The following is a 19,999-nucleotide window of genomic DNA, read 5'->3' as shown; positions in this document are numbered from 1 at the left end:
GATGATTCTGAATGGGGCTTTCTCTCAAGTCCCGTACCGAAACGAACAGGACTCAGACAAACATTGATCCGGTCAACGTCTGCCGAGTCCTAACTAATCAAAATAATGACCAATACTTCGCTTCTCCAGGCACGGAACATCATAAAGATCCTCTCTATCAAAAGCAAAAGATTTTGACAAGTGTAGTTATCTTACATGATTCGTTTCTTAATGTCAATAAAATATTATGAATATTGATGAATATTGAATAAAATCTACGCTGTTTCGACAATAAAATGGATGTGAATAAATTAAAGCGTAAAATTTGACGAAAATGTGAACAAGTTATACATTATATTTGTGAAGGCGTTTTCATAAAGAGTATCCTAAACGAAACGTTCTATCAATATAGCAATTAAATTGGAGAGTGAGTGGCGTGAGATTTAAAGACAAAGTCGCAATCGTAACAGGCGGTGCGGGCGGTATCGGTGCTGCAACAGTTCGTGCTTTCGTGAACGAAGGGGCGAAGGTGGTCATCGCTGATTTTTCAGAGCGAGGCAAAGAACTGTCCGACGAATTGAATGCGGATGGATTTGATACTTTTTTTATTAAGACCGATGTAACCGATGAGGATCAAGTGAAAAATCTGGTCGATAATACAGTCAGGAAGTATGGAAAATTGGACATTATGTTCGCTAACGCCGGAATCGCTGTTGACGGCAGCAAGAGTATTCACGAACTGAGTTATGACAAGTGGAAAAAAACGATCGATATCAATCTGAATGGTGTTTTTCTGTCCGACAAATACGCAATAACACAAATGAGAAAACAAGGAACAGGCGGAGTGGTGGTTAACACTGGGTCTATCCACAGCCTTGCAGGACGAGAAGGCTGGACCGCCTATACATCATCCAAAGGCGGCGTCAAATTGCTGACACAGACATTGGGTGCAACTTATGCACGGGAAGGAATACGTGTCAATGCGGTCGGACCCGGCTATATTGATACACCGCTGATCGCCAGTGAGACCGAAGGGGAAGCAAAAAAACAGCTGACTGCCCTGCACCCGATGGGCCGATTGGGCAAGCCTGAAGAAGTCGCCAAAGCCGTTCTCTTTCTTGCGAGCGACGATGCTTCTTTTGTAGCGGGATCCATTCTTATTACTGATGGCGGATATACAGCGGTATGATGTCATTTTATCCGGCACAAAATCAAGTCTCCTAACCATTAATATAAAGAACAAACAAAAAGCAGCCCTGCCTGATTGAACAAGCAAGACTGCTTTTCGTTTTGAATCAAACAAATGATTTATTTTACAGCCGGTTCAGGCAGCTGAACTTCTGCTCTGCCCAAATCTTCGCCATTAATAGCTGTATTGAAGTTATCGAAGCTTGTTGAAATCATGTTGGAAACCGCTTCGTCTGTCATCGCCGCAACGTGAGGCGTGATCAGTACCTTCGGATAAAGTTCAACAAGTTCCTTGATCGTTGCGTCAGGGAATGCACTGCCGTCTGAGAAATCCTTGCCGAAGAAGCGTGCTTCATCGGTGAGCACGTCTGCACCGAAGCCGTCGAGCTTGCCGCTCTTTATAGCCTTAATGACAGCAGCTTCATCAACCAGTTCACCGCGGGCAGTGTTGATAAGGATCGCTCCGTCCTTCATTTTGCTGATAAACTCTTCACCGACAAAGTTTTCGTTCTTGCCGGGGAAGTAAGGGAGGTGCAGGCTGACAATATCGGATTCAGCAAGCAATTCATCCAGTTCCTTGAATTCAACCAGTTTCTTGGCGAATTCACTCTGGAAAATATCATAGCCGAGAAGCTTGGCGCCGAGACCTTTGTAAAGTTCAGCTTCCACACAGCCGATGTGGCCTGTGCCGACAATGCCGACTGTGCTCTTGCGAATTTCATGGCTGAACATCGTTTCCGTAACCTGAAAATTCAAGGTTGCCGTTCTGCCTGTAGTATAAACCGTGTGGCGCGACAGAGACGTACCGAGTGAAACAGCGAGTTCCGCGATCGCATTCGGTGAATAAGCAGGTACGCGGGCAACTTTCATGCCGAAGTCCGAGGCAGCCTGCAGATCGATGTGATTGAAACCGGCCGTACGCGTGAACACGTATTTGATGCCGAATTCATTAAACTTTTCCAGATTTGCACGATCAGCCAGACAGTTGACGAACAGAAGCACACCATCGAAACCTTTCGCCAGATCACCGTTGTCTGCCGTCAGCAGATCATTGACCAAAGTCAGTTCATAACCATACTTGTTCAGTTCGCCATACAAGTGTTCCTCATAAGGTTCAACGCCATACGCAATGATTTTAAAAGCCATGCTGAAACATCCTCCTAAAAATTTATTCTTCGCCTGATGTTTCTGACCATCAGGCTGCCAACCCGCTTATCTCATCCGTGAAAATCTGTGAAAAAATAAATTTCGTGATTGCTTTCACAAGAAAAGCAGAAGCGCTGAATTTCAATGCCTTGCCACCGATTCGCCTTCAACCATTCCTAGTTTCCCCTTGCCAGAGAAAAATATCATGAAATCTTTTTTCACGTTAAGATTATACCATCGCTTCAAATGAACTACAATCGACCTGAGCACCCAAAAAATGATTTTTTTGTGAATACCAATCTGCCGCCCGCCTGTAACCCCCGCTTTAAGAATCTTATTGGTATACCTATACCCATATTTCAACACCTGAAAACCCAATTGTAGAAGCACTCCTTTTGTTTAGCAGGAAAATGAACTTTATTCAGAACGCCGGTTGAGAAAACTCGAGGCAGCAGTCCTCGGTGCCATAACTCAGCTGGGGTCTTGCGGAATGATTAGACGTGAGACTATTCACTTGAAGCTCGGTATTTTAATGCGGCTTGGTTCAGAGGGGGTAGTCTTGAAAAAGAAGAGCGGATCCTTTTATGTTCTAGGAATCCGCTCGCATAATTGGTTAAAGGTTATCAACTGTGAACCACAACTTTGGTCTTTTTCTGGCATTTGGAAGGGGAAAAACGGCTGTGATTTCAGAATTTATGCCGCCAAAGGCTAGAGAAACATAGGACAAAGCTGCTCCGCACATAGCGATAACAAAAGACAAAAACTATATTTAAACTTTATATAACTGGAAAGATTTGATGAAAATTCTTTTTCTATTCTTTCTCAGTTTTTAATAAAGGATCGTAATTGATCACTTCCAAAATAATTGAGATATCTGGCGGAATTTCAGAGCCTTCCGGGACAATAATCATTAAATTACCGATACCCTTTCCTCCTGATGTATAAGCGAAATTGTCCTCCATTTGTAATACTCCATTTATAAATACGTTAAAATAGCTGTTATTTAGGTTTAACTTCGGGAACTCGGCAGCATCCTCGCCTGTATCATCCAAAAATTCAGATACATCGATTTGTAAAGTCGCTCCTCCTGCCGTATTTTCTTTTGTTTCATAAAAAAACCTGCTTATTGTTGGCACAACGGAAATTGCTGTTTCAGCCGGAAATAACTTGATTATCTTTAATGGCATACAGTATTCCTCCTTCTTTTTTTAACAAACTTAGCTTATCAAAAGGATTTTTCATGATTTTTTGATGCTGAAGTTTTTTATAACACTAATAGCATTTTATGTAAAAGATGATAAATGTGTATAAACGAATGACTATAAGGACAGGGATCATTAAACTTTTCTAACGGTTTTTTCACGTGTAAAGAGCATATCGAATAATATAAATAATAATTTTCGGGGGATTAGTAATGAAAAAAAAAGATATTCCTAAACCTTACTTGAATTATCCTGCAGTTTTTAGCACTGAGATCCGAACTTTTATTCCTGCTCCGGTTAAATGTTTTGAGTTCTATACTATCTCGGATGGGTTAAAGAGAGAATATTCAAACAATGACGCTTTAAAAGGATATGGGAACCAAAAAATTTTAGATCCCAGTAAAACTTCCTTTAATAATCTCTTTGTTAATGGAATTCTGCAACCAAAAGTCAGTTACAAAGTAAAGGAGGGCAGCCTTTTTTTCATTACAGAAGACCTTCCTCCAGCCGGAGTTCCAATTATTTTACAAATGATCGTGGTTTAGGGTAAGCATCAGCGAAACAGCACCACAGTTTCTTGCCATCCTAACCATTTGGGAAAGCTCTTATTTTATATGAACATCTTTCAAAATCCGGTCCCATAGAGCGTTATTCCCTTCCCACTTCTCGATATTAGGAAACTCTAGAGAACAGACCTTTTCAAGCGGCCAGTTTTTGACCACTATGTCATTAACATTCGAATGGTTGATAACGAGTATGCGGAAATCACCTTTTACCAACTCAGACAATGTCTCCTCCAATGCCAATACCTCATCAAATGCCCCTTCAGTCCGGACAAAAAGTATCCGCTTACTTGTTTCCAGCTTATTTAGAAACCTGTTAATTCGGCGATCAAATTTTGTTTTTACTTCTGGGTAAGTGGCTAAATGAGTGAGTGTATTTTTGCTTGAATCAAAATCATGATTAGACATAATATTGTATTGCGTATCTGCTACCAACAGATTATGCTCGTTTGCATAGCCTATAATCGACAGATTTGATAACTCCATAAACCCATGAAATTTATTTTTAAGAAGTCGATTCACATCATGCAAAGATGGTGACCCCATCCAATCAATCACACCAGCAAAAGGGCGTAAATTATGCTTTCTTAATTGTATACTTCCCAGGCACAAATCGCCTAAGCTAAAAATCGAATCATACTTCCCATTTATTTCCTCAAAATCCATGGTAATCCTCCTTTTTTTAAATTTTAATTTACAATATAATAAATGCCATTGTAATGAAATTTGGAAAGGCTGCATGGTAATAAATTTGAAGCACAGGCTGAAACAACTCGCAATATGCGAGTTGTTCCTACTCTAATTCTTGTGAACTTAGAACTTCTCATTTAATGGGATTGGCAATGTGTAATTTTCAGGTAGTTCCTTCTCGATCACGTCCCACACCGAATGATCAATGGTTACTAAGTCATTACTAGACCCTGGTTCTAAAAAAAGATGTTTATAATGACGACCATCAAACCGGTCTAAAATCTCTGCTCCCCTTACATCCGGTATTCTATATTCTTTAGGGAATCTATTTATCATTGGATTCCAAATTTCATGCTGGATAAATACATTAGGCGTATTGTTGGGCGTTAAAAAAACCGAGTTTAAGTTATCACTGTTCATTTGTTTAAATATACCAATTGTCTCGGGGGCAGGCAGAGAGAACGTCCGGGGCAATACGCTCTCTATAGACTTCCATGTACCATTAACAAAAATCTGAGGGGCATCAAGAGGATTATTGAACAATTGATTATAATGAGTACTGCTCATGGTTTCAAATACCTTAAGTAGTTCTTTATATGGAATCTGATAATTTTCTGGGATTTGTTTTAAAGTTTTAGTCCACAAATTGTGATCAACAAATAGATCCGGTGTATGATTTATTTTAGAAAATAACCAATTATAATGATCCCCGTTCATGCTTTTTAATAAGTTCAACGTTTCCGAGTGAGGCAAATTGTACCCATTGTTTACCCTTTTGCATATTGGATCCCATATCAAACTGTTTACAAGTATTTTGGGGGATGAAGAAAGCAGTGGGAATAAATGATCATATTTATCGCTGTAACCGGGTTTATAAGCCAAGACGCGTTCTTCATTTAATTGCTCTTGGGCAGGCTGACCTTTTTTAACTTTCCAAAATCGCTTTATCCAGGAAAATTTTCTGGAGAACCAACTTAATAACGTGTATTTAATGATTAACAGAGTAGTCCGTATCATTGGTTGCATCCTTTCCTGCTTCAAATTTTGCCTGTTCATAGATTTTTAGTAAATTTCTTACAGCCCTTTCTTGAGACCAATAACTGATTCCCCATATTTTTGCATTAGACCCTAGTTTTTTTCTTAACTTGTCGCTATCTAATAAAATATCAAGGTTTTCATAGAGAGCCTGAGGGTTACCTACAGGTACAACTATTCCCGTTACACCATGTTCAACCATTTCAGGCAGTCCACCTGTGTCACTTACAATAACCGCTTTTCCTGCAAGCTGCGCCTCAATGACAGATAATGGCTGATTTTCAAGAAGACTCGGTAAAACATGTATATCGGATAAGGATAGTAAATACGGTATATCTTGTCGCTCACCAAAAAAGAAAACATCATCTGTTAACGTCAGACTCTTTGCCTGTGCTTTTAGTTCCTCCATCTTATCGCCATCTCCGATTATCCAGCACACCCAATCTTTCTCCGCTCGCTCTTTTTTTAATTGACTTAGTGCGGTTATCAGATGATGGACCCCTTTTAATTCCACGAGTCTGCCTGTATAAGTGATGACTTTTTTGTCCAGTGGTTTTTTTATAGTGGATTTTACTTTCATTTTTTCCAAAAAACTTCTAATATCATAACCGTAATGTTGAACTTGAATTTGCTCCAAGGGAACTTCAAATTCATTTGTTAAGATATCCTTCAGCCAATTATTAGCTACTATTGTGGTATAAGCAGAAGTGGCTCCTAAATTTTCCAGTTTTTTGAAATATTCTCTCGCCATGAATGATGTAGAAGAACGATGGATATTTTCCAGCTGATGGTAAATTGCATGGGCAACTGAGCCATGCAACGTTGCTACTAAAGGAATGTGATCCGGTTTTATGCGGCTCATGGCAACAGTTGACAAAACATCCTGTGTATGAATAACGTCATAGTCTCTTAATCCAAAATATGCGGCTGCCAATTCATACATATACCTCTGAAATTCCGTGTACTTCACCAAATCGTTTGCATAGATCTCTGGATAATTCTCAGGTGTAATCTTGGCTTCGAGCAAAGGACGTAATTGATCATTAGATAATTTTTTCCCTTTATTAACTAGGTGAACATAGGTATTATCCTCGCCATATCCTAACAAATCGACCTTGTGTCCTAATTTTTCTAAATTCTCTCGTAATTGAACCATGTATTTCCAAACACCGCCTACATGTGGAACAGCCCAATATGTGGCAAGTAGTATTTTCAATAGTTAATCATCCCCTTCGTTGTATATTTTAACTATATTGTTCAATCGTATGTTTGGTTTGGATGTTTGCCCTAAGCATTACAAATATCCCTATTTATCTTTTAGTGTTTACGGTATTGGCGACAGCCGGGCAGTGAAAATCCGTTACAGGCTTGGCAGTAGGAACTGTTAACAAAGGAGGACTTCGTTCAGCCGTTACCCGTGCTTTTAAAATAGATTTTGGGTCGTATCTTCTTTAACTTTTGCCTAGTAAAATAGGCAAAAGTTTTTTTGGGTCTAAGCTAAAGATACTGCCTATGACGGCTAAAAGAGAAATGCATACGTTATAGAAGTTGGAGGTTGATCAAAAAAGTCGTTCTGTTCATTGATACGACGACCAGGAAAAGAAACTCATATAATATTTTTTGCAAATTTTTTCAGCAAACAGTGGGATCAGGGCCGAAGTTTATTTATTCTTTTGCATTTTTATAGATGTATTCAACTTATTGTCACTTCGAATCTTAGGAGGCATTAGCGTTGTTGAATAATCAAATCATCCTTGTAACAGGCGGAACAGGATCATGGGGATACGAGTTAATTAATCAACTGTTAGATAAACAGCCAAAGGAAATTAGAATATTTTCAAGGAATGAAGCCAATCAATTCACAATGAAGCAACTATTTGATCAAAATCCTAAATTGCGTTTTATCATTGGAGATATTAGAGAAAAAGATACTTTAATTGAGGCTTGCCAGGATGTTGATTATATTTTTCACTTGGCTGCATTAAAACATGTTCCTGTTTGTGAAGAACAGCCTATAGAGGCATTAAAAACAAATGTTATAGGCACTCAAAACGTCATCGATGCTGCGATTCATTGTGGCGTGAAAAAAGTGGTCTATATTTCAACTGATAAAGCCTCCGATCCATTGAATTTTTATGGATTTTCAAAGGCAATGGGTGAGCGGTTAATTATTCATGCTAATACATTAAATACGCATACAAGGTTTGTATGCGTCCGGGGCGGAAATGTATTAGGAACAAACGGAAGTGTTATCCATGTTTTTAAAAGACAGATTCAGGAAAAACAAAAGATAGGTATTACAGACCTGAACATGACACGCTTTTTTTTGTCTGTACAGGACGCGGTTAAACTTGTTTTAAAGGCCACGTATGAAAGTATTGGGGGAGAAATTTTTGTTATGCAGATGCCCTCCTGTAAAATTGTTGATCTTGCACAGGTGTTAATAGAAGCTTACGGGGAAAATAATATTGAATTTGATATTCTTGGAACGCGCCCTGGGGAAAAAATTCATGAACTTCTCCTTTCTTTAAATGAAAGCCGGAAAACAATTATTTATGACAGAGAATATTTTGTTATCCTGCCAACCCTTCCTATAAAAGGGTTAATGGAACACTACTCCAAATACCCTGCGGCAAAAATAGGAGATTACAGCTCTGAAAAAGGATTAATGGGCAAGGATGAAATCAAAGAGATGCTAAAAAAAGGCGGGTTCATTAAATGAAGTTGTTGATTTTTGGAGGGGAAGGAATTACAGGACACATTTTAACCTCATACTTTAGTGAATTCCCAAATTTTACAGTTTTTTATACATCAAGAGACATCAACGATGATAAAAGCATCTACCTCAATTTACCAGATACGATAAAAGCAGAAGAAATCATTGAAGCCATTAGGCCCGATGTTGTCATTAATTGCATAGAAATGACAAGGAATAAAGCTGAAAAGAATCCTTTTCTAGCCTTTCAAATTAATGGTTTGTTCCCACATCAACTCGCAAAGTTAATAGAACGTCAACAGGGTAAGCTCATTCATTTAAGTACAGATTGCGTATTTTCTGGAAATAAAGGAGATTATTCCGAAAAGGATATCGCAGACGGTACTTCCGTCTACGCAAAGTCTAAGCTTTTGGGAGAAATTACCGATAACAAACATTTGACTATTCGAACATCTGTCATTGGACCCGAATTAAATCCAGACAGTCCTCGGTTATTTTCAAGGTTTATGAAGAAGCACACAGGAGAAATAAAAGGATATGAAAAATTATTATGGAACGGTATTACAACACTGGAACTGGCCAAAGCAATCAAAGTTTTAATAGACAACGAAGTAACAGGGCTCTATCATTTAGGTTCAAGTTATAAAATTTCAGAAAAAAAATTATTAGAATTAATGAAGCGTATATTTTCGAAAAACAACGTTACCATCTCCCCAGATTTTGGAGTTACTCTTGATCGATCGATTAAAAATACGAGAACAGATTTTGAATATTTTATTCCTCCTTATGACTCGATGCTGGAAGAATTAAAAAAGTGGATGGCTAATCATCCAAGCATCAGAAATAATCATTCTACAATCCTTTTTCTCGATAATAACCCGTTAGAAAAGCAAGAGGAATAGGGTCTTTTCATAGAGTGTAATTAGAGCTTGCTGCTATAAAAAAGGTTAACCGGTCTGTTACGAAAAGTGAAATTCAGCAAGCCTTATTTTGTATTTCCCTTTTAGAAAGGGAAATATTTTGTTACCCTGAATGGCCCCCTAATTTTTTTAATATTTCTACAGCTTTATTTTTTTCCTCTTGAGAATAACGGGACTCGCTCTTAACTCCTCCCAATCCATCTGCGATACCTACAACTTGAGTGGGTTTCATTACTTTATCAACGATAATATCACCCATACGGCCTATAATCCCTCCTGAAACTAGGTGATACCCTTTATCTTGATACTCTATGCGTCCCATTACATGTGTAAAAAAAGATTCTACTTCATGGCTTAGAAGGAGTAGATAATACAAAAAAGCAATCCGGACATCTAGTCTATAGCAAGTGATTCCTTTCTCCAAAGCCTCTTTAATAAATGTGGATTTAAAATTATGAATACCTCCGTCGATTACTAACGAGTGCTCATCTAATAATGGTAAATACCCCTCTCCTATAATTTCTTCAGCAGATAAAAAAGAAACAATGATATTGTACTTTTTTTCAGGTTTATTGATCGCTTGTATGGGTTTAGAGAATTTAGGAAGAATTAAATTTAAACATTCAGCAATTTGAGCTGTCTTTTGATAGCTTCTGCTGTGCAAATGCACGTTTGCCTGTCTCTCAGCGAGTCGCAAGGCTATTTTAGTACTTAAATTTCCAGACCCAATGACCAAGACAGACCTGTCTTCCAATTCGTCATTATAATGATGCCTTATTAGTAGATCACAGGATTCTATAGTCGCATCGTTGGGTTTACAAGTCATCACTTTAGATGTTTTTACGATTCGTCTTGCTTCACTAATAAGAGATATATTCTGTTTTTCCTCAATATCAATTAAAATATATTCGACTTGGCCGTCCAAGGCTAATAGACAATCTCTCGCTTGCTCTATTTCCGTTACCAAAAAATTTATTGCTGTAAAGCCCATCGCAGCTCTTCTTGGTAACGAGCGCAATCCATTTGACTTTCTAGCTGTCATGCTAATAATCCCAATTGATTTGTCTTTAATCGTCCTCAGATATTCCAATTCTTTCTTGATCAGTTGACTATAATTAATCCTGTCTATAAGAGTCATCCCCATTGCGATCTTTTTTTCTTCATACATATGTTCATCTGTTTCTTTTAAGAACCCTTTTGTTTCTCAAGCAACGGATGAGGGATGATTATGAATAATAAAATTAGTCATTTCAATCGTATTCAAGATGTGAGCTTGACTCGGCGGGGTTGAGGACGATCGCTTATGGATACCACTATCTTTAATCGATGATCAAAAAAAATCGAGCTGCAGCGCTCGATGTATGATACATTGTATCCCTGGGCCGGCGCAAAACCGGAACCGATGTCAAATGAGAATCAAATATTATTTAATATCCTTGTACTGGTTGCTGATGAGATCCAGCTGCGCGATTTTGCCGGTTGCCTTGTAATAACGGAAAAATCCGATCGCAGGTGCCGTATTGGGATCCGCCGCGCTGTCGTTTTTGTGGTTTTCGCGCAGTTCAATCGAGTAATAGGCACCATTATCCGTCGTGTCGGTATAAACCTGATCCAGTGAATAACCGGCAGCCTTCACAACTGCCATCTCCGCCTCTTTCTGAGTGGCCTGCTGAACCGTGCTGCCCGACTGGGACGAACCTGAGACCGTGCTGCTCCCGCTTGAGCCCGGCTGCCCTGAATTCCCGGCAGTCTGTCCATCGCCCTGCACACTGGAACCACTGTCCGACCCAGATGATCCGTCCGCGGCCGGCTGGCTTGCCCTATTCTGAGCCGCCTGTCCCTGTTTTTCCTTGAGCGCCTCATTTTTGATCGTCTGAGCTTTAGTTAGCACGGTTTGATCAACGTTCGTCTGATTGATCACCGTGTCGGCTGAGTAAATAGCTTTATTCCAGTTTCCCTTGTTCAGCGATTCCTCAGCCGACTTAAGAACCCGTGTCTCCTCAAGCAAGGCTGTCGCCCGTCTGTCCGCTTTTTTGTCCGCCAAAGCCTTTTCGAAAGCGGTCACCGCTTGATCATAATTGCCTGCAGTCACTGCGTCAAAACCTTCTTTCATGGCTTGATTGTAGGCTGCACTTCCTTGGCTTCCGCATGCGCTGAGCAAGAGTGTCATTAATAGTACGGCTGTAATGATTTTTTTCATAGCGGCCTCCTAATCTGCTTGCATAGTCGACAGTACTCTTCGATCATCTTAGCGCACCTGATAAAAAATACAGGTTGCCTTCCTATGTATCATCGGCTCCGATCCGTCTTTTCTGCACAAAACTGATACGGGCCGCAACATTCAGGATGAAGGGTAAATAGCATATTGTTTCGATCTTTTACTTGATCACTGCTTCAACTAAAAATCGTTTCATCACTTGTAATCTTGAGCTAACTTTCTGAACGCTTCCAGTGAGCGTTCGACCTTTTCCGTGGGGATACAATAGGCCATTCTGAAGTAGCCGGGACATCCGAAACTGTCCGCCGGAACCAGAATGAGATCATACTTTAACGCCCTGTTGCAGAATTGGACTGCGTCTTCTTCCAACGCTTTCGGGAACATATAGAACGTTCCACCAGGCTTGACACAGGAGAATCCGAGACCGGCCAATGCCTTATATAAAATATTCATATTCGTTTCATAAACGGATAGATCCGCGGTTAAATCGACAATTTCTGCCACGGCAAGCTGAATAATAGAAGGCGGACAATTATGGCCGATACCCCTTGAGATCTGCCCGCACATCTCCACAATCAGTTTTGCATCCTTGCACGCGGGATTAACCGCGATATAACCGATGCGTTCACCGGGAAGAGACAGGGACTTGCTGAAAGAGTAACAGGTTATGGTGTTGTGATAATACTTGGCCACATAAGGCGCATCCACATGCTCAAACACAATCTCTCTGTAGGGTTCATCCGAGATCAGGAAAATATCATGTCCGAATTCACGTTCTTTTTCTGTTAAAAACGCCGCGAGTTTCTTAATCGTTTCCGTTGAATAAACGATTCCTGACGGATTGTTCGGTGTATTGATTAAGACGGCCATGACCTTTGATGAAAACATCTTTTCAAATTCAGGAAAATTGATTTGAAAATTGGCGGTATCCGCCGGAACAATTTTCAAAACAGCACCTGTTTTATTGACATAAGGATTGTACTCCGGAAAATACGGGGCGAACGTGATCACTTCGTCCCCTTTTCCAGTTACGGACCGCAGCGCGTGAGCAATTGCGCCCGCGGCTCCCGACGTCATAAAAATATGTTCTTTTTCATAGCCTATTCCGAAACGTCTGTTTAAAGATGCCGCAATCTTTTCACGGACCGAATCAATGCCGAGGCTTGGGCTGTATCCGTGAACCGACGCCGGATTTTTGCTCGTCGCCAGTTCAACGAGTTTATCGGTAAACGCCTGCGGTACCGGAACTGACGGGTTGCCCAGACTGTAATCAAAAACATTTTCAAAGCCGATCTCTTTTGCCCTTTCCGTACCATATTCGGAAAGTTCCCTGATAACCGACTTCTTTCCCAGCATCTGTTTATATTCTTCAGCGATCATGTTCTTCTTCCTCTCCTGTCACCCGTTATCACGGTTCTTCAGCCTTTTTATTCATCCGATTTTTCATCATTTGCCCAGTAAAGATTCCGCAAGACCAATCGGTAAAAGATGGCATGTCATTTTTATTATAACGTTCTTCCCGCAACTGAAAAAGACGGTTTTTCACTTCATTATGTTTCAAAAAACGGAAATTTGAATTTTGTTCTCAGTGATCCATTACAAAACGGTCGTTTAAAAACACAAAAGCCCCTTGGTACTTAGGACAAGTTCTCCATAAGGTACTAAAGGCGCTTTGAAAAAACTTGAAGTTATCTATCTTTCACCTGTTGAGAAAAACATCCTACTTCCACGCATCGTTATATCCACGCTCTGTACATGTCGTTTGATACAATTTTTCGTAAAATTTTATCGTCTTATCCATAGCGTCGCGTTCAATAAAAACACGGATCAATGTACCGAGCACTTTCATCGCCACGACCACCTTTTCGTATGTTTTAAACAATGCAACAGGCAGCATTTTCATGAGATAAACTAGTTGCGGAGCTGGCGTGCCTGTTGATAAACAAAATCCAGCCATCCTTCTCTCTTGTTGGCACTGCTTCCCTTCACTCCGGCCAGCATCATCCTCTTCACCGAACGAACGCCGCAAAACTGAAGGATGTATTTACTTACAATTTTCCACTCGACATCTCTGCGAATCAGCCGATCAAACCAACCCGGTGTGTCCATTGAGTAAATGGCCCACGCTGATTTCCCGGTCAGGAGGCCCTTCGGCATCAATCCTTCATAGACGTAAGCAAAACCAGCGACAAATACCCTGTCAAAGAAACCTTTCAAAATGGCCGGAAAACCGTTCCACCAGACTGGATAGATAAAAATGTAATGATCCGCCTTCTTTACCAAAACACGATAGCGTTCCATCTCAGGATCAATTTTCAAATCTCTTCTTCGATGCTCCTCATCAAAGGTTAATATGGGATCGAAGTGTTCTTGATATAAATCGATCGTTGTCACATTGTGATTGGCTTCCTGAAGTCCCTTTTGGACCTGTTCAAGTACAGCGTGATTAAAACTTTTCGGATTGGGATGCGCATAGATGATGAGTACATTCATTTGGGCAATCTCCTTCAATGGGTTCATTTTATTTCGAAACCGCGTTCTTTCAAGGCCTCTGAAATAGGCTGCCCTTCCAGGAAGCGGGATAACAGCGTGCACATAAACTCAAGCTCTTTGTCCGAATAGATGTGATTCAACCGGTTATACATCTGTTGTTCCATACTCTCTACAAGCTGTTCTTTTTCTTCACCGATTTGCGTGAGCTGAAGCGTGACATACCTGGAATCTTTCGTATGTACGATTTTCTCAGCCAAACCGTCCCGAACAATGCGTTCGACAAGTCTTGACGGACTTCCGGATTCACAGATCAATAACTTCCCAAGTTCTTTAAGAGAGATCCCCCTCCTTTCATGTAAAACGCGCAGTACCTCCGCCTGCGATGCGGTCAGGCCGATACCCTTTAGCATGTCATTGAGCCATCGGTTTCCTTGCCGCTGCGCCGCCAGAATGAGATATCGCAACGCCTCCGCCTTAAAATACTGATTCTTTTCCATTTAAATCCCTTCACCTTCAAAGATTTCATTGAGATACGTCGCAAAATAGATGACTCGTCATTTATTAATTATATAATAAGTGACGAGTCATCTATTGTCAAGAAAAAATGGCCCGAAATGGGCCACAACAACATTACGCGTGTTCTGTTTTGTCCTTGTTTTTAAAAACAATCATCAGCATAATGGGTAGCGCGACAAACAGAGGATACAGATATCTTATGAGTGCAATAGGTCCGAACAATATGGAGATCCATAAAGCCAAAAGCATAAATAGAGGCAGCAGAATCTTATACCTCTTTTGATAGAGACAGATCAGCATAGTTATGCCTAACAGCCAAAACATAAATCCCTGACTGAAAATCATAGACAAAACAGGAATCTTTTGATAGGAATCATACCCAAAAATATTGTCATATAAGGCATCCAAAGCAGGAAGTTTACTATTTTTGACTACATGAGTGCCTCCCGCTATTGCCTGTAGAGTAAGCGGTCTGTCTTGATACAGGATATAGCCATATTTATCTTTGTAGACAAAATCAGGATAATAATCAGGAAATGTTAATTCTAGAAAGGCATAAATATACGTACGCGGATACTTAAGTCCTATGGACACATAACTTTTTACATAATACATCAAATTGGAATTAAGTGTTTTTGTGTCAAAGTTTGATTTTTCCGGGTCAGAAACCCATGGAAGATACATTCTCTTTATTTGATCTTCTTTTCCCAACAAATCGGTAACAGCAGATTTTTCTTCATCAGTAAATCCGCCATAATGGTAAACGACAGCCCGTGAAATCTGTTGAATCGGGACGGACAGCGCCTCCCGGCTGTCACCCCTCTCTATATTCAAAGCAGCGTAAATCGGACCCGTTATGATATTCCAAGAAATGACGCAGACTAAGCAAATCAAAAAAACCTTTAAAAAATATTTTCTGAATACAATCAAGAGAAACGGAATGCAGAGTAAAAAGGCGTAATATCCATTATTCCTCAAACTGAACATTAAAAGCAGCGCTAAAATATATCTGGCCTGCAGCAGATACGACGAAAAAAACTTCTTGCTGTCCATGACCATATCTATAGTAAATAGCACAACGATCAGGAATGCTGCAGAAAAAAGAACATCTTTTGTTGTACAAATCGCAAAAATTTGATTGACAGGGAAAAAGGCAAAAAATACAATTGAGAAAACCTGAACAATCACAGGTGTTTTCTTTTTCGCCAGAAAGTAACAGCAATACGAAAACACCGCCGACATCATTAACATCTGAGTTAGTGAGTAGATAAGCATCCCTGCAGAATCAGAACCAAAAAGATTTTTGCCTACACTGAAGCAGATGCCCATATACAAGGTGTGCAATGGCGGTATCAAACTGTTAAACTTACCGCTATTGTATTGCTGTAACTGAAATGGGGCGTCATATGAATAGAGACCGGGATAGGCAGCAAGAAGCGCGGGAATATAGCAAATAAATATAATGGCCCACACAATAAGAAAATAGCTTAAAGAACTGGTAAAATATTTGGAACCGCTATTTTGAATACGGCTATTATATAAATAATTTATAGCGGCAGGGATATAGTATAGGATCATTGCAAGCAGTGCCGCAAGCAAAACCGCGAAACCAAAAACAGAGAAAAATAACTTAGTATAAGAGACATCCAATCTATTTAAAGTCAGATCAGACCCTATGACCATAGCTGCAGAAAAAAAGATACCCCCGATTGACGATATGATCAACAGCCTTAGATTCATTATGGATATTGCTTTAAAGAGAATAAATGTGAAAACTGAAAATAAAATGAGCGTCATAATACCATAGTGCATAGAATGCCCGGCATCCGTAATTGTGGTTGCATAAGGAATCGATAAGATGACACAGATCGACATAATCATTGAGGCGATCACACGATAACCAAGTGGAATTAGCCCGTTTTTATATTTCATGCTTTACAAGATCCACCTTTATGTACAACAATTTTATTTTAGCTATCCGGCGGTAACCATTTTCACGTTCCCTACTTGTTTCGATCTATTGGAGAAGGAGATTGGTCATCCCCTTCTCCCCACAATATGACTTCATTCCTTGCGGGTTTATTGTATTTTGAGGAGATTTTTGAAACTGATAGGGGTGCTTTCAGAAACAAGATAAACACGGGTACACTCCAACCTTTCACAATATTCTATTCTAATTAAATTTTTACCTTAATGCTACAGGGAACATAAAATAAGGGTCAAAAAATTAACTTATGGTACTACTTAATTTGCCAAATAGCAATAAAGGATCCACCCTTTAAGTCGATATACTCATTTCTATCTGTTTTACGCGATGCAAAAAACCTCACTGACTTTTGATGTAGTTATCCGTAATGGGTCTAAGTGAGGTTTTTAGATTTTTTATTTTTATTTCCGATTGTCTGTCTTTTGTCTCAATTACTTTAATAAATAAACTCTTGCCTCAAACGGTTTTAGAGCGATTTTACGAATATCATGATCTTCACCTTTATCATAGTTGCCTATAAGTAAATGAGAGGATTTTTCTGATAAACTTTTCGGGAGACAAAATTCTTCATTTTGATCTGAGAAACTGCAAATCACTACTAACGTTTCCCCATCGCCTTTTCTTATATAAGAAAAGACGTCAGGATCGTCTTCACAAATAAGCTGATAGTCTCCATTAACGATGACGTGATACTCTTTCCGCAATGCAATCAGCTTCTTGTAATAATAAAAGACAGAATCCGGATCTTTCAATGCTTCTTCAACATTGATTTCTTTATAATTCGGATTAACTTTCAGCCATGGCGTTCCGTCCGAAAAGCCGGCGTTCAGCGAATTATCCCACTGCATCGGCTTTTTCTTTTTTTTGCAATGTTAAAAAACAGCGCAGATTAAAAGATTTTTTGGATCCAATAAAATCTCTGTACCGTTCAATTATTTGATGATCAGTCCGTATAGCATTGGGAATCGGGACCGGACCAATCTCAAAATCTGTCGCTAGACTTTCCGCCCGGCACCCGTTCTCCGTGCATATAACGGTATTCCAGCAGATGATTCAAAACGGATATTTGCTGCAATAATTTCTTGCCGATGTTCGTTTCCATTACCTTTTTTCTTTCCAGTTCCCGATCAACCAGCCGTTTCACGGATAAAACATCCGTCCCATGAAGGAGAATATCCTCTTTTGAAGTAAATCGCTTGTGAGCGACCAGCTGCATGCCGTAGGAATTATATAATAAAGTATAGCCCGCGATTCCCGTTTTCGATTGGTAAGCCTTAGAAAATCCGCCATCGATGACAATCATTTTGCCGTGCGCTTTGATCGGATTTTCTCCGTTAATCTCCTCAACCGGCGTATGTCCGTTAATAATATGGCCCTGATCAGGGTTGAGATGGAATTCCTTTAAAATTTTCCGGCAGATTTCCTCATCCTCGCGCAGCTCGTAATAAGGGTTCTTTTGTTCAATATGCGCTGCCTTATCCGCTATGAAATATCTCTCAAACGTGGTCATCTCTTTTTTCCCGAAAAGCGAGGAATTTTCTCCTGTCCATAAATACCACATCATATCTGTTGCCAGATCATCCGTCACTTCAGGATGCGCGAAGCCGTATCGTAAATAGTGTTCAAAAATATCGAGCAGGCCTTTCCCGGCGTACGGCTTATCGTTGATCACCATTTTCTTCATGGAACCGTCTTCATTTAAAGGAATACAGCCATGAATTAATAAATTGCCATTATATTTTAAATAGAGGCTGCCTTTCCTCATGAGAAAATTCATATGCCTGGCCAGTTTTTCGGAATGCTGAACGGAGAACAGCAGTTTATCCATGACCTGCGCTTCTTCCTCCAGCAACTGATCCGGCTGATCCGGATTAACGGTCGCGAAACAGGTGTTTCTCAAAGCGTACGTCTTCCCGTTGAGTCTCATGGTCTCTCTGTCGTAATCGATTTTCTCAAGCAGCAGTCTGCCGGACATATTGAAGTCCGGACGCCGTTTGATGATGGGAATCTCAAGTTTGAACTGAATCATCGCGATTGCCTGATGGATTTTCGTAATCTGCAGCTGTTCAGCATCAGAAATATCTTTTTTGCCGGCATCCCGTTTTGGCCGGAAGGCGCGGTTATCATCATAATATTTTTCTGCCAGATTCAGAAGCGGTCTTAGATTTATGCCGTACACATCTTCAATAATATCCAGATTGTCGTATCTGGCGCAGATCCGAATGAGATTAGCCAAACATACCTTTGACCCGGAAAAAGCGCCAAGCCACAGTACATCATGATTCCCCCACTGAATATCGACGGAATGGTAATTGATGAGGGTATCCATTATCTTATCCGGTTCAGGCCCGCGATCATAGATATCTCCGACAACATGAAGATGGTCCACAACCAGTCTCTGAATGGTATAGGCAAGACCAATGATGAGCTTGTCAGCCTGACCGAGAGAGATGATTCGCTGAACGATTTTCGTATAGTATTGTTTCTTGTTCGTCAGTTCATCCGTCTTATACAGCAGCTCTTCAATAATATAAACAAACTGTTCGGGCAGCGCTTTGCGCACCTTTGAGCGCGTATACTTGGATGAAGCGAAAGAAACGAGTTTGATCATCCGTTCAATAGTTTCTGTATACCATTGGTACAAACTCTGAACATTCTCCGCGGCGTTTTTAATCAGCTGTAGCTTTTCTTCAGGATAATAAACCAGAGTCGCGAATTCATTCATTTCCTTTTCAGACCATTCGCCTTCAAAAAGATCCCGGATTTTCACTTTAACATTTCCAGAGCCGTTTCTGAGCACATGCTGAAACGCCTGATACTCTCCATGCAAGTCGCTGACAAAGTGTTCCGTCCCTTTCGGTAAATTCAGGATGGCCTCAAGATTAATGATTTCGGTGACAACTTTTTCCTCACTGTCATATTTCTCAGCCAGCAAATCTAAATATTTCGTATCCACGGTCCGGCATCTCCTGTACAGATTCAGTCAATTCTTTAATCATGCGGAGAAAAGGCTGTCCTAGCCGGAAAAACGACTAATGTGACAGCCTCTTCAAATGAGTGTTGAATCGAGTTCTATTTGAGTGAACACTTTTCATTAGAATTGATGTTTCTGTTATAACTATACCACTTTTTCTCCTGTTTCTCATATACTCTTTCCTTTACGTATGTGTCAAGCTTTTCTCGGAACCTCTGATCTGAGAAGAACAATCTTATTCTAAAGTGTACACCTTAGGCATATACTGGCATCACACAACTTCGTTCTTTTGTTAGTTGAAATGAAGCATTTTGTTCAGTTGACCCACGGCGCTGGATGAGGAAGAGTGACACCCTATCCGGCCGTGATACG

Annotated in this window: 19 protein-coding genes; 4 read left to right on the top strand and 15 right to left on the bottom strand. The window is 40.1% G+C overall.

Annotated elements, in window-relative coordinates:
* Positions 1-415 precede the first annotated feature (415 nt).
* Positions 416-1,168, top strand: coding sequence for an SDR family NAD(P)-dependent oxidoreductase (locus IEX81_RS05750; RefSeq protein WP_188802129.1), 753 nt, complete (start codon positions 416-418; stop codon positions 1,166-1,168).
* A gap of 119 nt (positions 1,169-1,287) precedes the next feature.
* Here the strand turns inward: IEX81_RS05750 and IEX81_RS05745 are convergent, their stop codons facing one another.
* The 3 genes from IEX81_RS05745 to IEX81_RS05735 form a co-directional block, all read right to left on the bottom strand.
* Positions 1,288-2,313 carry an NAD(P)-dependent oxidoreductase gene (locus tag IEX81_RS05745; RefSeq protein WP_188802128.1) on the bottom strand — a complete coding sequence of 342 codons (1,026 nt, stop codon included), beginning with the start codon at positions 2,311-2,313 and terminating at the stop codon, positions 1,288-1,290.
* A 141-nt stretch (positions 2,314-2,454) separates the two neighbouring features.
* Positions 2,455-2,691 carry a hypothetical protein gene (locus IEX81_RS05740; protein WP_188802127.1) on the bottom strand — a complete coding sequence of 79 codons (237 nt, stop codon included), beginning with the start codon at positions 2,689-2,691 and terminating at the stop codon, positions 2,455-2,457.
* 434 nt (positions 2,692-3,125) lie between these two features.
* The gene (locus tag IEX81_RS05735; protein WP_188802126.1) at positions 3,126-3,500 is read right to left on the bottom strand and encodes a DUF4183 domain-containing protein; all 375 of its coding nucleotides are present in this window, start codon (positions 3,498-3,500) and stop codon (positions 3,126-3,128) included.
* A gap of 227 nt (positions 3,501-3,727) precedes the next feature.
* Here IEX81_RS05735 and IEX81_RS05730 point away from each other — a divergent pair, with 227 nt between their 5' ends.
* The gene (locus IEX81_RS05730; protein ID WP_188802125.1) at positions 3,728-4,060 is read left to right on the top strand and encodes a DUF4183 domain-containing protein; all 333 of its coding nucleotides are present in this window, start codon (positions 3,728-3,730) and stop codon (positions 4,058-4,060) included.
* Positions 4,061-4,120: 60 nt separating this feature from the next.
* Here the strand turns inward: IEX81_RS05730 and IEX81_RS05725 are convergent, their stop codons facing one another.
* From IEX81_RS05725 to IEX81_RS05715, 3 genes are all read right to left on the bottom strand, one after another.
* Complete coding sequence (locus IEX81_RS05725) at positions 4,121-4,744, bottom strand: DUF1796 family putative cysteine peptidase (RefSeq protein ID WP_188802124.1); 624 nt, start codon at positions 4,742-4,744, stop codon at positions 4,121-4,123.
* A 147-nt stretch (positions 4,745-4,891) separates the two neighbouring features.
* Positions 4,892-5,785 (bottom strand): hypothetical protein, encoded by an 894-nt coding sequence (locus IEX81_RS05720; RefSeq protein WP_188802123.1) that lies wholly within the window; start codon positions 5,783-5,785, stop codon positions 4,892-4,894.
* Positions 5,757-7,019, bottom strand: a complete 1,263-nt coding sequence (locus IEX81_RS05715) for a glycosyltransferase family 4 protein (protein ID WP_188802122.1) — start codon at positions 7,017-7,019, stop codon at positions 5,757-5,759. Before IEX81_RS05715 ends, IEX81_RS05720 begins: the two co-directional genes overlap by 29 nt.
* A gap of 516 nt (positions 7,020-7,535) precedes the next feature.
* On the opposite strand from IEX81_RS05715, the gene IEX81_RS05710 reads away from it, so the two are divergent.
* Both IEX81_RS05710 and IEX81_RS05705 read left to right on the top strand, forming a co-directional pair.
* The gene (locus IEX81_RS05710) at positions 7,536-8,525 is read left to right on the top strand and encodes a polysaccharide biosynthesis protein (RefSeq protein ID WP_188802121.1); all 990 of its coding nucleotides are present in this window, start codon (positions 7,536-7,538) and stop codon (positions 8,523-8,525) included.
* Positions 8,522-9,421 carry a dTDP-4-dehydrorhamnose reductase family protein gene (locus IEX81_RS05705; RefSeq protein WP_188802120.1) on the top strand — a complete coding sequence of 300 codons (900 nt, stop codon included), beginning with the start codon at positions 8,522-8,524 and terminating at the stop codon, positions 9,419-9,421. Before IEX81_RS05710 ends, IEX81_RS05705 begins: the two co-directional genes overlap by 4 nt.
* 121 nt (positions 9,422-9,542) lie before the next feature.
* Here IEX81_RS05705 and IEX81_RS05700 read toward each other — a convergent pair whose 3' ends face one another.
* From IEX81_RS05700 to IEX81_RS05665, 9 genes are all read right to left on the bottom strand, one after another.
* Positions 9,543-10,607, bottom strand: coding sequence for a Rossmann-fold NAD(P)-binding domain-containing protein (locus IEX81_RS05700; RefSeq protein WP_188802119.1), 1,065 nt, complete (start codon positions 10,605-10,607; stop codon positions 9,543-9,545).
* A 255-nt stretch (positions 10,608-10,862) separates the two neighbouring features.
* Positions 10,863-11,639 carry a hypothetical protein gene (locus IEX81_RS05695; RefSeq protein ID WP_188802118.1) on the bottom strand — a complete coding sequence of 259 codons (777 nt, stop codon included), beginning with the start codon at positions 11,637-11,639 and terminating at the stop codon, positions 10,863-10,865.
* Positions 11,640-11,852: 213 nt separating this feature from the next.
* Positions 11,853-13,037 (bottom strand): pyridoxal phosphate-dependent aminotransferase, encoded by a 1,185-nt coding sequence (locus IEX81_RS05690; RefSeq protein ID WP_188802117.1) that lies wholly within the window; start codon positions 13,035-13,037, stop codon positions 11,853-11,855.
* 340 nt (positions 13,038-13,377) lie between these two features.
* On the bottom strand, positions 13,378-13,506 hold the full coding sequence (locus IEX81_RS16685; protein ID WP_268239311.1) for a hypothetical protein: 129 nt from the start codon (positions 13,504-13,506) through the stop codon (positions 13,378-13,380).
* A gap of 62 nt (positions 13,507-13,568) precedes the next feature.
* Positions 13,569-14,150, bottom strand: a complete 582-nt coding sequence (locus IEX81_RS05685; protein ID WP_188802116.1) for an NAD(P)H-dependent oxidoreductase — start codon at positions 14,148-14,150, stop codon at positions 13,569-13,571.
* Between the two features lie 23 nt (positions 14,151-14,173).
* Positions 14,174-14,647: a MarR family winged helix-turn-helix transcriptional regulator gene (locus IEX81_RS05680; protein ID WP_188802115.1), complete on the bottom strand. Its 474-nt coding sequence runs from the start codon at positions 14,645-14,647 to the stop codon at positions 14,174-14,176.
* Between the two features lie 133 nt (positions 14,648-14,780).
* Positions 14,781-16,598, bottom strand: a complete 1,818-nt coding sequence (locus tag IEX81_RS05675; RefSeq protein WP_188802114.1) for a DUF6020 family protein — start codon at positions 16,596-16,598, stop codon at positions 14,781-14,783.
* Positions 16,599-17,084: 486 nt separating this feature from the next.
* Positions 17,085-17,501, bottom strand: coding sequence for an alpha-amylase family glycosyl hydrolase (locus IEX81_RS05670; RefSeq protein ID WP_188802113.1), 417 nt, complete (start codon positions 17,499-17,501; stop codon positions 17,085-17,087).
* Between the two features lie 134 nt (positions 17,502-17,635).
* On the bottom strand, positions 17,636-19,609 hold the full coding sequence (locus IEX81_RS05665; protein WP_188802112.1) for a fructose-1,6-bisphosphatase: 1,974 nt from the start codon (positions 19,607-19,609) through the stop codon (positions 17,636-17,638).
* Between the last annotated feature and the right edge of the window lie 390 nt (positions 19,610-19,999).

This window comes from Sporolactobacillus putidus (assembly GCF_014647035.1).
GTDB lineage: Bacteria > Bacillota > Bacilli > Bacillales > Sporolactobacillaceae > Sporolactobacillus > Sporolactobacillus putidus.
Note: the sequence above shows the minus strand (reverse complement) of the source record. Positions and strands in the feature narration are given on the sequence as shown.

Bases quoted from the DNA above. Each gene is read 5' to 3' on its own strand.
- IEX81_RS05745 (WP_188802128.1), bottom strand. From the start codon at position 2,313: ATGGCTTTTAAAATCATTGCGTATGGCGTTGAACCTTATGAGGAACAC.
- IEX81_RS05735 (WP_188802126.1), bottom strand. From the start codon at position 3,500: ATGCCATTAAAGATAATCAAGTTATTTCCGGCTGAAACAGCAATTTCC.
- IEX81_RS05730 (WP_188802125.1), top strand. From the start codon at position 3,728: ATGAAAAAAAAAGATATTCCTAAACCTTACTTGAATTATCCTGCAGTT.
- IEX81_RS05725 (WP_188802124.1), bottom strand. From the start codon at position 4,744: ATGGATTTTGAGGAAATAAATGGGAAGTATGATTCGATTTTTAGCTTA.
- IEX81_RS05720 (WP_188802123.1), bottom strand. From the start codon at position 5,785: ATGATACGGACTACTCTGTTAATCATTAAATACACGTTATTAAGTTGG.
- IEX81_RS05705 (WP_188802120.1), top strand. From the start codon at position 8,522: ATGAAGTTGTTGATTTTTGGAGGGGAAGGAATTACAGGACACATTTTA.
- IEX81_RS05700 (WP_188802119.1), bottom strand. From the start codon at position 10,607: ATGTATGAAGAAAAAAAGATCGCAATGGGGATGACTCTTATAGACAGG.
- IEX81_RS05695 (WP_188802118.1), bottom strand. From the start codon at position 11,639: ATGAAAAAAATCATTACAGCCGTACTATTAATGACACTCTTGCTCAGC.
- IEX81_RS05690 (WP_188802117.1), bottom strand. From the start codon at position 13,037: ATGATCGCTGAAGAATATAAACAGATGCTGGGAAAGAAGTCGGTTATC.
- IEX81_RS16685 (WP_268239311.1), bottom strand. From the start codon at position 13,506: ATGAAAGTGCTCGGTACATTGATCCGTGTTTTTATTGAACGCGACGCT.
- IEX81_RS05685 (WP_188802116.1), bottom strand. From the start codon at position 14,150: ATGAATGTACTCATCATCTATGCGCATCCCAATCCGAAAAGTTTTAAT.
- IEX81_RS05680 (WP_188802115.1), bottom strand. From the start codon at position 14,647: ATGGAAAAGAATCAGTATTTTAAGGCGGAGGCGTTGCGATATCTCATT.
- IEX81_RS05675 (WP_188802114.1), bottom strand. From the start codon at position 16,598: ATGAAATATAAAAACGGGCTAATTCCACTTGGTTATCGTGTGATCGCC.
- IEX81_RS05670 (WP_188802113.1), bottom strand. From the start codon at position 17,501: ATGCAGTGGGATAATTCGCTGAACGCCGGCTTTTCGGACGGAACGCCA.